Annotated in this window: 9 protein-coding genes and 2 rRNA genes; 8 read left to right on the forward strand and 3 right to left on the reverse strand. The window is 67.1% G+C overall.

Annotated features, from left to right (window positions below; all coding sequences use genetic code 11):
• Positions 1-27 precede the first annotated feature (27 nt).
• The 7 genes from V3C34_RS16945 (at position 28) to V3C34_RS16975 (ending at position 6,694) form a co-directional block, all read left to right on the forward strand.
• Positions 28-1,227, forward strand: coding sequence for a sensor histidine kinase (locus V3C34_RS16945; protein ID WP_082817278.1), 1,200 nt, complete (start codon positions 28-30; stop codon positions 1,225-1,227).
• A gap of 10 nt (positions 1,228-1,237) precedes the next feature.
• On the forward strand, positions 1,238-2,002 hold the full coding sequence (locus V3C34_RS16950; RefSeq protein ID WP_346007722.1) for a LytTR family DNA-binding domain-containing protein: 765 nt from the start codon (positions 1,238-1,240) through the stop codon (positions 2,000-2,002).
• Positions 1,999-2,370: a hypothetical protein gene (locus tag V3C34_RS16955; RefSeq protein WP_346007723.1), complete on the forward strand. Its 372-nt coding sequence runs from the start codon at positions 1,999-2,001 to the stop codon at positions 2,368-2,370. Before V3C34_RS16950 ends, V3C34_RS16955 begins: the two co-directional genes overlap by 4 nt.
• Complete coding sequence (locus V3C34_RS16960; RefSeq protein ID WP_346007724.1) at positions 2,367-3,884, forward strand: cation acetate symporter; 1,518 nt, start codon at positions 2,367-2,369, stop codon at positions 3,882-3,884. Before V3C34_RS16955 ends, V3C34_RS16960 begins: the two co-directional genes overlap by 4 nt.
• Positions 3,885-4,056: 172 nt before the next feature.
• Positions 4,057-4,404, forward strand: a complete 348-nt coding sequence (locus tag V3C34_RS16965) for a DUF485 domain-containing protein (protein ID WP_068321095.1) — start codon at positions 4,057-4,059, stop codon at positions 4,402-4,404.
• Positions 4,401-6,035 carry a solute symporter family protein gene (locus V3C34_RS16970; RefSeq protein WP_068321092.1) on the forward strand — a complete coding sequence of 545 codons (1,635 nt, stop codon included), beginning with the start codon at positions 4,401-4,403 and terminating at the stop codon, positions 6,033-6,035. The genes V3C34_RS16965 and V3C34_RS16970 overlap by 4 nt, the downstream gene beginning before the upstream one ends.
• A gap of 74 nt (positions 6,036-6,109) precedes the next feature.
• Entirely contained in the window at positions 6,110-6,694 is a 585-nt protein-coding gene (locus V3C34_RS16975) for a TetR/AcrR family transcriptional regulator C-terminal domain-containing protein (protein ID WP_346007725.1), read from the forward strand.
• On the opposite strand, the gene V3C34_RS16980 is transcribed toward V3C34_RS16975, so the two are convergent.
• On the reverse strand, positions 6,691-7,572 hold the full coding sequence (locus V3C34_RS16980; RefSeq protein WP_245634843.1) for a phenylalanine 4-monooxygenase: 882 nt from the start codon (positions 7,570-7,572) through the stop codon (positions 6,691-6,693). The genes V3C34_RS16975 and V3C34_RS16980 overlap by 4 nt on opposite strands.
• 305 nt (positions 7,573-7,877) lie before the next feature.
• Here V3C34_RS16980 and acs point away from each other — a divergent pair, with 305 nt between their 5' ends.
• The gene (gene acs, locus V3C34_RS16985; RefSeq protein WP_068321082.1) at positions 7,878-9,812 is read left to right on the forward strand and encodes an acetate--CoA ligase; all 1,935 of its coding nucleotides are present in this window, start codon (positions 7,878-7,880) and stop codon (positions 9,810-9,812) included.
• Positions 9,813-9,963: 151 nt separating this feature from the next.
• Here the strand turns inward: acs and rrf are convergent.
• A 5S ribosomal RNA gene (gene rrf / locus V3C34_RS16990) occupies positions 9,964-10,080 on the reverse strand.
• A 95-nt stretch (positions 10,081-10,175) separates the two neighbouring features.
• Positions 10,176-13,288: ribosomal RNA gene (locus V3C34_RS16995) — 23S ribosomal RNA — on the reverse strand.
• Positions 13,289-13,349 lie beyond the last annotated feature (61 nt).

Below are 13,349 nucleotides of genomic sequence, written 5' to 3' on the forward strand. Positions count from 1 at the left end.
CAGCGTAGGCGGCACTAGGGTTCGCCCATGGACGCCGGCCTGCACCTGCCGACCGTGGCCGTGGTCACGGGAGGCTTCCTCGCGCTGGGCCTCGTCATCGCCCTCGTGCGCTGGCGACGGGCCCGACCCGGCTTCATCTCGGTCACCGACCTCGCGACCTACGAGACCCTCCACACCGCCTCCATGGCCGGTCGGCACCTCGCCGACGGATTCACCGACGACGGCTGCGAGCGCGCCGCCCCGTACCTGCGGGCCATGCTCGCGACCCCCGGGCTGGCGGTCTGCGACACCTCCGGCGTCATCGTCTGGGAGGGCGAAGGGAGACACCACCTGCCGGCCGTGATGGACCAGGCCGCGCCGGTCCTCGCCTCGGGGCAGGTCGTCGTCCTCGGGCCGGACACGGTCACGTGCACCTCGACCGAGTGCCCGGTGCGGGCAGCCGTCATCGCCCCCGTCATCGTCGACGACCGGGTCGTCGGCGCGATCGCGGGTTACGGCCCGCAGGTCTCGGCCGGCCTGGCGCGAGCGGCCGAGGAGGTCGCGTCGTGGGTGGCGACCCAGGTCGAGCTGGCCGACCTGTCCTTCGAGCGCACCCGTGCCATGGAGGCGGAGCTGCGGGCGCTTCGGGCGCAGATCTCCCCGCACTTCATCTACAACTCGCTCGCCGCGATCGCCTCCTTCGTGCGCACCGACCCGTCCCGTGCGCGCGAGCTGCTCCTGGAGTTCGCCGACTTCACCCGCTACGCGCTGCGTCGCGACGGTGCGTTCACGACGGTGAGCGAGGAGCTGCGCAATGTCGAGCGCTACCTCGTCCTCGAGCAGGCCCGCTTCGGCGACCGGCTGTCCATCACCCTGAAGATCGCGCCCGAGGTGCTGCCCGTCCGCGTGCCCTACCTCGCGATCCAGCCGCTGGTCGAGAACGCGGTCCGGCACGGCCTGGCGCCCAAGGAGGGACCCGGGCACGTCGTGCTCAGCGCGACCGACCACGGCAGCGTCGCGGAGTTCTCCGTCGACGACGACGGGGTCGGCGCCCACCCCGAGACGATCCGCAAGATCCTCGACGGCCAGTCCCGCTCCGACTCCGTGGGGCTGGGCAATGTCGACGCGCGGCTGCGCCAGGTCTACGGCGAGGAGTTCGGCCTCGTCGTCGACACGGCTCCCGGCGCGGGGATGAAGGTCTCGTTCCGGGTGCCCAAGTACTCCCCTGCCCTCGAGCAACCCGCCTAGGGTGGGGGCCATGCCGCGACCGTCTCGTCCCGCCGCGCTGACCGTCCTCGTCGTCGACGACGAGGCGCCGGCGCGCAACGAGGTCGCCTGGCTCCTCGACCAGGACGAGCGCATCAGCCGCGTGCTCACCGCGGCGAGCGGCACGGCCGCCCTCGCGGCGCTCGAGCGGGAGGCCGTCGACGTCGTCTTCAGCGACATCTCGATGCCGGGGCTGGACGGCATGCAGCTGGCCCGCGTCATCCGGCGCTTCGCCGAGCGGCCCCAGGTCGTCTTCGTGACCGCGCACGACAACCACGCCGTCGACGCCTTCGACCTGGACGCCGTCGACTACCTCATGAAGCCGGTACGGCCCGAGCGCATCGGCGAGGCGGTGCGCCGGTGCCTCGCCGCCGCCGAGCGTGAGGACCAGCCCGCCTCGGCCCCCGAGGACGAGGAGACGATCCCCGTCGAGCTCGGTGGGATCACCCGGTTCGTCCCCCGGAGCGAGATCCGCTGGGTGCAGGCCCAGGGCGACTACGCCCGGCTGCACACCCCGAGCGGCTCGCACCTCGTGCGCATCCCCCTCGCCACCCTCGAGGAGGAGTGGGCCGACGTCGGGTTCGTGCGCATCCACCGCTCGACGCTCGTCTCGACCCGCCACATCAGCGAGATCCACAACGACGCGGGTCGGTGCTCGGTCGTCGTCGACGGCACGGAGCTGCAGGTGAGCCGGCGGCACACCCGGCACCTGCGCGGCACCCTCCTGCGGCCCCGCCCGGGCCAGGACGAGGGGTGAGCACCCCGCCCCACCGGGTCCGCGTCACCCGCACCCGCCACCGGACCCGGCAGGTCCGACCGCCCACCGTCCGTCAGGAGATCGCCGACCAGTCCCGGCTCGGCACGACGTACGTGCGCTCCCTCATGCGTGCCCAGCTCCAGCTCTCCCTCAGCGTGCTCGCCGTCGGTCTGGTCACCCTGGGCGCACTGCCCCTCCTCTTCGCCCTCGCCCCGGCGCTGCGCCGGCTGGAGCTGCTCGGTGTCCCGCTGCCGTGGCTCGTCCTCGGCCTGCTCGTCTACCCCGGCGTCGTCCTCACCGCCCGCTGGTACACCCGGGCCAGCGAGCGCATCGAGGCCGACTTCAGCGACCTCGTGGGCCGCAGGTGACCCAGCCGCTCAGCGTCGCGGCGATCGCCCTCGTCTGCCTGACGACGCTCACGCTCGGTGCGCTCGGTCTGCGCCTGGCCAAGGGCACGAGCGACTTCTACGTCGCGGGCCGCGCCGTCACCCCGTGGCGCAACGCGAGCGCGATCAGCGGCGAGTACCTGTCCGCCGCGAGCTATCTCGGCGTCGCCGGGCTGGTCTTCGACCAGGGCATCGACATGCTGTGGATGCCCATCGGCTACACCGTCGGCTACCTCGTCCTGCTGCTGCTCGTCGCCGCGCCCCTGCGTCGCTCGGGCGCCTACACCCTCCCCGACTTCGCGGAGTCGCGTCTGGAGTCCACCGCCCTGCGCCGCGGCTGCGCCCTGCTCGTCGTCGGCATCGGCTGGCTCTACCTGCTGCCGCAGATGCAGGGAGCCGGGCTCGCGCTGCGGCACGTGAGCGGCCTGCCGACCTGGGTCGGCGCCACCGTCCTCACGGTCATCGTCGTGCTCAACGTCGCGGCCGGTGGCATGCGCTCGGTGACCCTCGTGCAGTCGGTGCAGTACTGGATCAAGCTCACGGCCATCGCGGTGCCCGCCTTCGTCCTCCTCCTCGTCTGGCAGCGCACCGGAGCCCCCACCCCGCAGGCGGAGGCCTCGTGGTGGGAGCCGCTCACCTCCGACGACCCCACGAGCCGGACGCTCTTCACGACGTACAGCACGCTCGCGGCGCTGTGCCTGGGCACGATGGGCCTGCCGCACATCGCCGTGCGCTTCTACACCAACCCCGACGGCGTCGCGGCCCGGCGCACGACAGTCTCGGTGCTCGTGCTGCTCAGCCTCTTCTACGTCTTCCCCCCGATCTACGGCTACCTCGGTCGCGCCTACCTCGACCGGGCCGACATCAGCGACGACCCGAGCCGCACGGTCGTCCTCGCGCTCCCCGGCGCGATGCTCCCCGGCCTGGACGGCCAGCTGCTCACCGCCCTCGTCGCGGGCGGCGCCTTCGCCGCCTTCCTCGCCACCGCCTCGGGCGTGGCGATGTCGGTCGCCGGCGCCATCGACCAGGACGTCCTGCGTCCGCTCTCCTCCAGGCTGACGCACGGGGACGCCGGCCCGGCCGCCTCCTTCCGTCTCGCGGCAGGGGTCGGGGTGCTCGCCCCCTTCGTCGTGGCCTGCACGGCCGGCCCGGTCGGCATCTCGACGGCGGTCAGCCACGCCTTCGCGATCGCGGCGGCGACCTTCGCGCCCCTGCTGATCCTCGGCGTCTGGTGGCCTCGGCTCACGGCGAAGGGGGCCGCCGCGGGCGTGAGCGTTGGAGGCCTCACCACGTCGGTCGCCGCCATCGTCTCCGTCACCGACCTCGCCCCCGAGGGGTGGCTCGGCGCCCTCACCTCCGCGCCGACCGCGTGGGCGACTCCGCTCGCCTTCGTCGTGACGATCGTGGTCTCCCTGGCGACGCCGCGCCCGCGGAGGTGGGCGCGGACGATGACCCGGCTGCACACGCCCGAGGACGTCCTCGTGGAGACCGGTTGACCGTTCGTCGCGTCCACGGGGCCGCTCGGCGCACGCTCGTGGTCCGCACGGCGACGGGTGCTCCCGCCGACCGCGAGCCCGCGCGCGGTGGCCCCGGGGACGGACCGGGCGGTCCACTCTGGTCCCGACCCGGCCACCGCTGTCCGGGTCTCCCCCTAACCGGAGGTGAGCCATGAGCAGCGACGCTCAATCGCTCGGCGAGCGCTACATCGCCGTCCAGGAGTCGAAGGAGTTCGGCGACCTGCGCCGCACCTTCCGCGGCTTCGTCTTCCCCGTCACCGCGTTCTTCCTCGCGTGGTACTTCCTCTACGTGCTGCTGTCGATGTTCGCCCCCGGCTTCATGTCGACCAAGGTCTTCGGCAACATCAACATCGGCGTGATCCTCGGCCTCGGCCAGTTCGTCACGACCTTCGCGATCACCATCGCCTACGTCCGCTGGGCCAGCCGGGTCCTCGACCCGCAGGCCGAGGCCGTCGCCGCCCAGGTCGGCGCCCACGGGACCCCGGAGGTGGACGGATGATCCCCGCACTCGTCGCGGCCGAGCAGACCGGCTCCCCCGCGCTCAACATCTCGATCTTCGTCGTCTTCGTCGTCGTGACCCTCGCGATCGTCATCAAGGTGGCCTCGGGCCACAAGACGGCCAGCCAGATGTACACCGGTGGGGCCTCCTTCTCCGGTCGGCAGAACGGCCTGGCCATCGCCGGCGACTACCTGTCCGCCGCGAGCTTCCTCGGCATCGCCGGCGCCATCGCCCTCCAGGGCTACGACGGCTTCCTCTACTCCATCGGCTTCCTCGTGGCGTGGCTCGTCGCCCTCCTGCTCGTGGCCGAGCTCTTCCGCAACACCGGCCGGTTCACCCTCGCGGACGTGCTGTCCTACCGGCTCCAGCAGCGCCCCATGCGCATCGCGACGGCCAGCTCGGTCCTCGCCGTCTCCTTCTTCTACCTGCTCGCGCAGATGGCCGGCGCCGGCGGCCTCGTCTCGCTGCTGCTCGGCGTCGACGGGTCGGCGGCGCAGAACGTCGTCATCGCGGTCGTGGGCATCGTCATGGTCGCCTACGTGATGATCGGTGGGATGAAGGGCACGACCTGGGTGCAGATGATCAAGGCGGTGCTCCTGATCTTCGCGGTCGCCGTGATGACCGTCTGGGTCCTCAGCAAGTTCGGCATGAACCTCTCGAGTGTCATGCAGGCCGCCGTCGACAAGAACCCCGCGGCGGGCGAGAAGCTCCTCGAGCCGGGCCTGAAGTACGGCAAGAACCTCACCACGAAGATCGACTTCATCTCGCTCTCGCTCGCCCTGGTCCTCGGCACCGCCGGCCTGCCGCACGTGCTGCAGCGCTTCTACACGGTTCCGACGAGCAAGCAGGCGCGCAAGTCGGTCGAGTGGGCCATCTGGCTCATCGGTGGCTTCTACCTGCTGACCCTGGTCATCGGCTACGGCGCCGGCGCCCTCGTCGGCCCGGAGGTCATCGCCAACGCTCCCGGCAAGGCCAACGCCGCCGCCCCGCTTCTCGCCTACGAGCTCGGCGGGTCGGTCCTCCTCGGCATCGTCTCCGGCATCGCCTTCGCGACGATCCTCGCCGTGGTCGCCGGCCTGACCATCACCGCCAGCGCGAGCGTCGCCCACGACCTGTACAACCAGGTCTTCAAGAAGGGCCAGGCCTCGCAGGACGCCGAGGTCAAGGTCTCGAGGTACGCGGCGGTCGGCACCGGCGTCGTGGCGATCCTCGGCGGCATGCTCGCCAAGGACCAGAACATCGCCTTCCTCGTGGCCCTGGCCTTCGCGGTCGCGGCGAGCGCCAACCTGCCGACCATCCTCTACAGCCTCTTCTGGAAGCGCTTCAACACCCGGGGTGCGCTGTGGTCGATGTACGGCGGTCTGTCCTCCGCGCTCCTGCTGATCGTCTTCTCGCCCGTGGTGTCCGGCAAGCCGATCGACCCGCTGACCGGCAAGTCGCCCTCGATGCTGCAGGACGTGGACTTCAGCTGGTTCCCGCTGGACAACCCCGGCCTCGTCTCGATCCCGCTCGGGTTCTTCCTCGGTTGGCTCGGCACCGTGACGAGCAAGGAGTTCAACCGGGCCAAGTTCGCGGAGATGGAGGTCCGCAGCCTCACCGGACACGGCGTGGCCGAGGTGGTCGAGCACTGACCGTCCGGTCAGCGCGAGACGAAGGGGGGGAGAGCTGCGGCCCTCCCCCCCTTCGTCGTCATAGGGTCGGGACCGTGCCATCCCCTCGTTCCCCCCGCCGGCCGCTCACCCACGCGCTGGTCGTCGAGACCGCCCTGTCGATCCTCGCGCGGGTCGGCCTGCCCGACCTGACGATGCGGGCCATCGGCACCGAGCTCGGGGTGCAGCAGAGCGCGATCTACCACCACGTGCCCAACAAGCAGGCGCTCCTCGGGGCGGTCGCCGACGAGATCCTGCGCCGCGGGCCGCAGCACCCGTCGGCACCGGGCGCCGACTGGCGCGAACGCGCCCACCGCCGCTGCACGGACCTGCACGCTGCCGTCACCGCCTACCCGGACGGCGCCGACCTCGTCATGAGCATGTGGGCCTTCGGCATGGGCGGGCAGGCACCCGCCGCGGAGGTGGGCGAGCTGCTCGCCGATGCCGGGCTGGAGGAGGACCTCGCATCGACGGCGGCCAGCACGCTGCTGCACTTCGTCTACGGGCACGCGTACGTCGCCCAGTCGCACGACCAGGCCACCCGCTCGGGCATCGCCCCGCCGCCGCGCTCCCCCGCGGAGTTCGGGACGGGGCTGGGCATCGTGCTCACCGGCATCGCGGCCCTCGTCGAGGCTCCCTAGCCGGGGACGAGCCCCCGCCGGCCCGCCTCGGCACGCAGCGCCGCCGCCGCGTCGTCGTCGACCGTCGTGAAGAACTCGCCGACGACGTCCTCGAGGTGCGTCAGCGACTCGGCGGCGAAGAGCACCGGCTGGTAGGCCGTGATGTCGTAGTTGAGGGTGCCCATGTCGGCGAGGTCGAGCTCGCGGATCTCCATGTGGCCGAACTCCTGGATCTCGCCGTAGCTCGAGAGGATCCCGGCCCCGTACGCCTTGGCCTCGCCGTGCTCGCGCATCACGCCGAACTCGATGGAGAACCAGAAGACGTCCGCGACGAGCTTCATCGCCTCCTGCGTCTCGAGGCGCAGGGAGGCGCGCCCGGCAGCCTGCGTGATGGCGGCGAACCGCGGGCTGGCGAGCTGGTTGGCGTGCCCGATCACCTCGTGGATGATGTCCGGCTCGGGCGTGTACAACGGCTGGGAGTCATGGCGCAGGTACTGCGTGGAGTTGAAGGTGCGGCTGCCCAGGTCCGCGTAGAAGTCACGCAGCGGCACCAGCCCCGGCGCGCAGACGTAGGTCCACCCGGTGAGCGGGACCAGGCGCTCGCCGACCTCCGCGAGCTGGGGCACGTGGTCGGTCGGCAGCGCCAGCCGCTCCTTGGCCGCGAGGTACTCGCTGTGCGCGTACCGCTCGTGGAGCGGGGCGAGCTCGGCGCTCACCGTGCGCCAGACCTCGTGCTCCCGCTCGGAGTAGGTGATGGTCGGGACGGGCTGCGAGCCGCGCTCCCACGCGAGGGCGGCGCCGGCGATCTCGCCCCGTCGCCGCAGGTACTCCGGGTCCTCACGGCCCGGGTGCGTGTCCGCCAGGTGCACCTCGACGCTGCCGTCTGCGTGTTCGGTCACGGGCGAGTACAACTGTCCTTCGGTGAACACGTCAACCACCTCCTTGTGATCACCCAACCGTCCCAGATCGCGGCGGAGGGGGCCACGCTCGCACCGATCACTGGTCACTGTGCTCAGGGTGGCGCGGCGCGGTCGGTCCGGAGGCTGTGCAGGGTGACCACACTCCCCTCGACCGCTCGTCGCCTGCTCCCCCGCGCCCGGCGACGGTCCGTGGGACCACGTTGTGCTCACCGCCCCCGCGGGCCAAGGTGGAGACGTACACCACGTCCGCGCACCGTCGCGCGGGCTCTCGATGAGGAGGACATGTGTCGGACTACGCCCCGAGCACCGAGTTCGCCGCACAGGCGAACGGCAAGGCAGCGCTCTACGACGAGGCAGCGGCGGACCACGAGGGATTCTGGGCGGCACGAGCCCGGGAGTACGTCACGTGGTCCAAGGACTTCGACACCACGCTCGACTGGAGCGAGGCCCCCTTCGCCAAGTGGTACCTCGGCGGCGAGCTGAACGTCGCCTACAACTGCGTCGACCGGCACGTCGAGGCCGGCAACGGTGACCGCGTCGCCCTCCACGTCGTCGCCGCGGACGGCAACGACCGCACGATCACGTACGCGGACCTCCAGCGCGAGGTCTGCAAGGCGGCCAATGCCCTCGAGTCGCTCGGAGTGACGAAGGGGGATCGCGTCGCCGTCTACATGCCGATGATCCCGGAGGCGGTCATCACGATGCTCGCCTGCGCGCGCATCGGCGCGCCCCACTCGGTCGTCTTCGGCGGCTTCTCCTCCGACGCGCTCAGGACGCGCATCGAGGACGGCGAGGCCAAGGTCGTCGTGACCACGGACGGGCAGTTCCGCAAGGGCAAGTCGATGCCGCTCAAGGCCGCCGTCGACCACGCCGTCCAGGGTACGACCGCGGAGAAGGTGCTCGTCGTCAAGCGCACCGGCATGGACGTCGACTGGGACGACTCGCGCGACGTCTGGTGGCACGACGTCGTCGACAGCGCCTCCGACCAGCACGAGCCGCAGCCGCACGACAGCGAGCACCCGCTCTTCATCCTCTACACCTCCGGGACGACGGGGAAGCCGAAGGGGATCCTGCACACCTCCGGCGGCTACCTCGTGCAGAACGCCTACACCAACTCCGTCGTCCACGACCTTCATCCCGAGACCGACGTTTACTGGTGCACCGCCGACATCGGCTGGGTGACCGGTCACAGCTACATCGTCTACGGGCCGCTCGCCAACGGGGCGACCCAGGTGATCTTCGAGGGGACCCCCGACAGCCCGCACCAGGGCGTGTTCTGGGAGATCGTCGAGAAGTACAAGGTGAGCATCCTCTACACCGCCCCCACCGCCATCCGCACCTTCATGAAGTGGGGCGAGGAGATCCCCAAGAAGTACGACCTCTCCTCCATCCGGGTGCTCGGCTCCGTCGGTGAGCCGATCAACCCCGAGGCGTGGCGCTGGTACCGCGATGTCATCGGTGCGGGCACCGCCCCCATCGTGGACACGTGGTGGCAGACCGAGACCGGCGCCATCATGAACTCCCCCCTCCCCGGGGTGACGACGCTCGAGCCGGGCAGCTCGCAGAGGCCCATCCCGGGCATCAGCGCGGAGATCCTCGACGACGAGGGCCAGCCGCTCACCGAGCCCGAGCAGGTCGGATACCTCGTGCTCACCAAGCCGTGGCCCGCCATGCTGCGCGGCATCTGGGGGGACCCAGAGCGCTACAAGGACACCTACTGGAGCCGCTTCGGCCCCGAGTACTACTTCGCCGGTGACGGGGCGAAGTACGACGCCGACGGCAACATCTGGATCCTCGGCCGGGTCGACGACGTCATGAACGTCTCCGGTCACCGGCTGTCCACGGCGGAGATCGAGTCCGCGCTCGTCTCGCACCCCAGGGTGGCCGAGGCCGCCGTGGTCGGCGCGAGCGACGAGACGACCGGCCAGGCGGTGGTCGCCTTCGTCATCCTCCGGCAGGAAGGTGCCGACTCCGGGACCCAGGGCGAGGAGCTCGTCCAGGAGCTGCGTGGCCACGTGGCAAAGGAGATCGGTCCGATCGCCAAGCCGCGCTCGATCATGATCGTCGAGGAGCTGCCCAAGACCCGTTCCGGCAAGATCATGCGGCGGCTGCTGAAGGACGTGGCGGAGAACCGAGAGGTCGGTGACGTCACCACGCTCGCGGACTCGTCCGTCATGAACCTCATCAAGGACGGCATGAACAAGCCCTCGGACGGCTGACGCAGGTCCGAGCACGACGAAGGGGGCCCCGCCGGCATCGTGCCGGCGGGGCCCCTCTTTCGCCTGGGTCGTCCTGCAGCGACGGGTGTGCACCCGCCCCAGGACACACCAAAGCCCTCGACGACTCGTCGAGGGCTTTGGCTCAATGTTTGTCCGGCTGCGTCCTACTCTCCCACACCGTCACCAGTGCAGTACCATCGGCGCTGAAGGGCTTAGCTTCCGGGTTCGGAATGGGACCGGGCGTTTCCCCCTCGCTATGACAGCCGAAACTCTATGGAAATACGTGGACAGTGTCCCGACCGTATCTCGGGAACTGCACAGTGGACGCGAGTCAATCTTTTGTTACGCAACAGATGTTGTGTGTGTATCAAGTTATCGGCTTATTAGTACCAGTCAGCTCCATGCATTGCTGCACTTCCACATCTGGCCTATCAACCCAGTAGTCTACTGGGAGCCTCTCGGAGCAAGCTCCATGGAAACCTCATCTTGAGACATGCTTCCCGCTTAGATGCTTTCAGCGGTTATCACTCCCGAACGTAGCTAATGAGCGGTGCCCTTGGCAGAACAACTCACACACCAGAGGTTCGTCCAACCCGGTCCTCTCGTACTAGGGTCAGCCTCTCTCAAGTTTCCTACGCGCACAGCGGATAGGGACCGAACTGTCTCACGACGTTCTAAACCCAGCTCGCGTGCCGCTTTAATGGGCGAACAGCCCAACCCTTGGGAGATACTCCACCCCCAGGATGCGACGAGCCGACATCGAGGTGCCAAACCATCCCGTCGATATGGACTCTTGGGGAAGATCAGCCTGTTATCCCCGGGGTACCTTTTATCCGTTGAGCGACGGCGCTTCCACAAGCCACCGTCGGGTCACTAGTTCCGACTTTCGTCCCTGCTCGACATGTCTGTCTCGCAGTCAAGCTCCCTTGTACACTTGCACTCGCCACCTGATTGCCAACCAGGCTGAGGGAACCTTTGAGCGCCTCCGTTACATTTTAGGAGGCAACCGCCCCAGTTAAACTACCCACCAGGCAATGTCCCTGATCCGGATCACGGACCGAGGTTAGATAACCAGAACGACCAGAGTGGTATTTCAACGATGACTCCACACACACTGGCGTGCATGCTTCACAGTCTCCCACCTATCCTACACAAGCCGTCCCGATCACCAATACCAAGCTATAGTGAAGGTCCCGGGGTCTTTCCGTCCTGCTGCGCGTAACGAGCATCTTTACTCGTAATGCAATTTCGCCGAGTTCGCGGTTGAGACAGTGGAGAAGTCGTTACGCCATTCGTGCAGGTCGGAACTTACCCGACAAGGAATTTCGCTACCTTAGGATGGTTATAGTTACCACCGCCGTTTACTGGGGCTTAAATTCTCAGCTTCGCCCACAAGGGGCTAACCGGTCCTCTTAACCTTCCAGCACCGGGCAGGCGTCAGTCCGTATACATCGTCTTGCGACTTCGCACGGACCTGTGTTTTTAGTAAACAGTCGCTTCTCCCTGGTCTCTGCGGCCCATCTTCCTAGCCCGCAAGGGGCTTCAGAATCCGGGCCCCCCTTCTCCCGAAGTTACGGGGGCATTTTGCCGAATTCCTTAACCACGATTCACTCGATCGCCTTAGTATTCTCTACTTATCCACCTGAGTCGGTTTGGGGTACGGGCGGCTAGAACCTCGCTAGAGGATTTTCTCGGCAGCATAGGATCACCCTGCTTCCCGCCAGAGGCGGTCACTATCAGGTCTCAGGATATGTGCCAGGCGGATTTGCCTACCTGACTCCCTACACCCTTGGACGTGGACAACCATCGCCACGCGGAGGCTACCTTCCTGCGTCTCCCCATTGCTTGACTACTACCAGATAGGGTCACACGTTCCACCCACCAACGACACCCCGAAGGGCATCTACGGTGAGCTTCAGGCGTTTAGCATCACTGGATTCATCATGGGCGGTTCTTCGCCGGTTCCGGAATATCAACCGGATGTCCATCGACTACGCCTGTCGGCCTCGCCTTAGGTCCCGACTTACCCAGGGCAGATTAGCTTGACCCTGGAACCCTTGGATATTCGGCGGACGGGTTTCTCACCCGTCTTTCGCTACTCATGCCTGCATTCTCACTCGTGTGGCATCCACGGCTGGATCACTCCGCCGCTTCGCTCGCCACACGACGCTCCCCTACCCATCAACACGCCTGGACACCAAAGGTGCCGAGCAGTGTGTCAATGCCACAGCTTCGGTGGTGTGCTTGAGCCCCGCTACATTGTCGGCGCGGAATCACTTGACCAGTGAGCTATTACGCACTCTTTAAAGGGTGGCTGCTTCTAAGCCAACCTCCTGGTTGTCACGGCAACTCCACATCCTTTTCCACTTAGCACACGCTTAGGGACCTTAGCTGGTGATCTGGGCTGTTTCCCTCTCGACTACGGAGCTTATCCCCCGCAGTCTCACTGCCACGCTCTCACTTACCGGCATTCGGAGTTTGGCTAACGTCAGTAACCTGGTGAGGCCCATTAGCTATCCAGTAGCTCTACCTCCGGTAAGAAACACGTGACGCTGCACCTAAATGCATTTCGGGGAGAACCAGCTATCACGGAGTTTGATTGGCCTTTCACCCCTACCCACAGCTCATCCCCTCAGTTTTCAACCTAAGTGGGTTCGGTCCTCCACGACGTCTTACCGTCGCTTCAACCTGGCCATGGGTAGATCACTCCGCTTCGGGTCTAGACCCAGCGACTAAAACGCCCTGTTCGGACTCGCTTTCGCTACGGCTTCCCCACACGGGTTAACCTCGCCACTGAGCACTAACTCGCAGGCTCATTCTTCAAAAGGCACGCCGTCACCCCACAAGGAGGCTCCGACGGATTGTAAGCGCACGGTTTCAGGATCTATTTCACTCCCCTCCCGGGGTACTTTTCACCTTTCCCTCACGGTACTTGTCCGCTATCGGTCACCAGGGAATATTTAGGCTTAGCGGGTGGTCCCGCCAGATTCACACGGGATTTCTCGGGCCCCGTGCTACTTGGGAAATCTCTCCATGGAGTCCACGACATTTCGTCTACGGGGGTCGCACCCTCTGTGCCGGGCCATTCAAGACCCTTCGACTATGACATGGATTTCTTACTCCACCCCGAAGTGTCAGCTCCGAGCAAAAGCTCCCACAACCCCGGACATGCAACGCCTGACAGCTATCACACATGACCGGTTTGGCCTCATCCGCTTTCGCTCGCCACTACTCACGGAATCACTGTTGTTTTCTCTTCCTGCGGGTACTGAGATGTTTCACTTCCCCGCGTTCCCTCTACCCGGCCTATATATTCAGCCGGGAGTGACTGGACTTGCCTCCAGCCGGGTTTCCCCATTCGGAAATCCTCGGATCAAAGTCTGGTTATCGACTCCCCGAGGCTTATCGCAGATTCCTACGTCCTTCTTCGGTTCCTGGTACCAAGGCATCCACCGTGCGCCCTTAAAAACTTGAGCCACAAAGATGCTCGCGTCCACTGTGTAGTTCTCAACATACGGGCGGCACCCCACCAAACCG

Origin of the sequence: Janibacter terrae (genome assembly GCF_039636765.1) — a bacterium.
Classification (GTDB): domain Bacteria; phylum Actinomycetota; class Actinomycetes; order Actinomycetales; family Dermatophilaceae; genus Janibacter; species Janibacter terrae.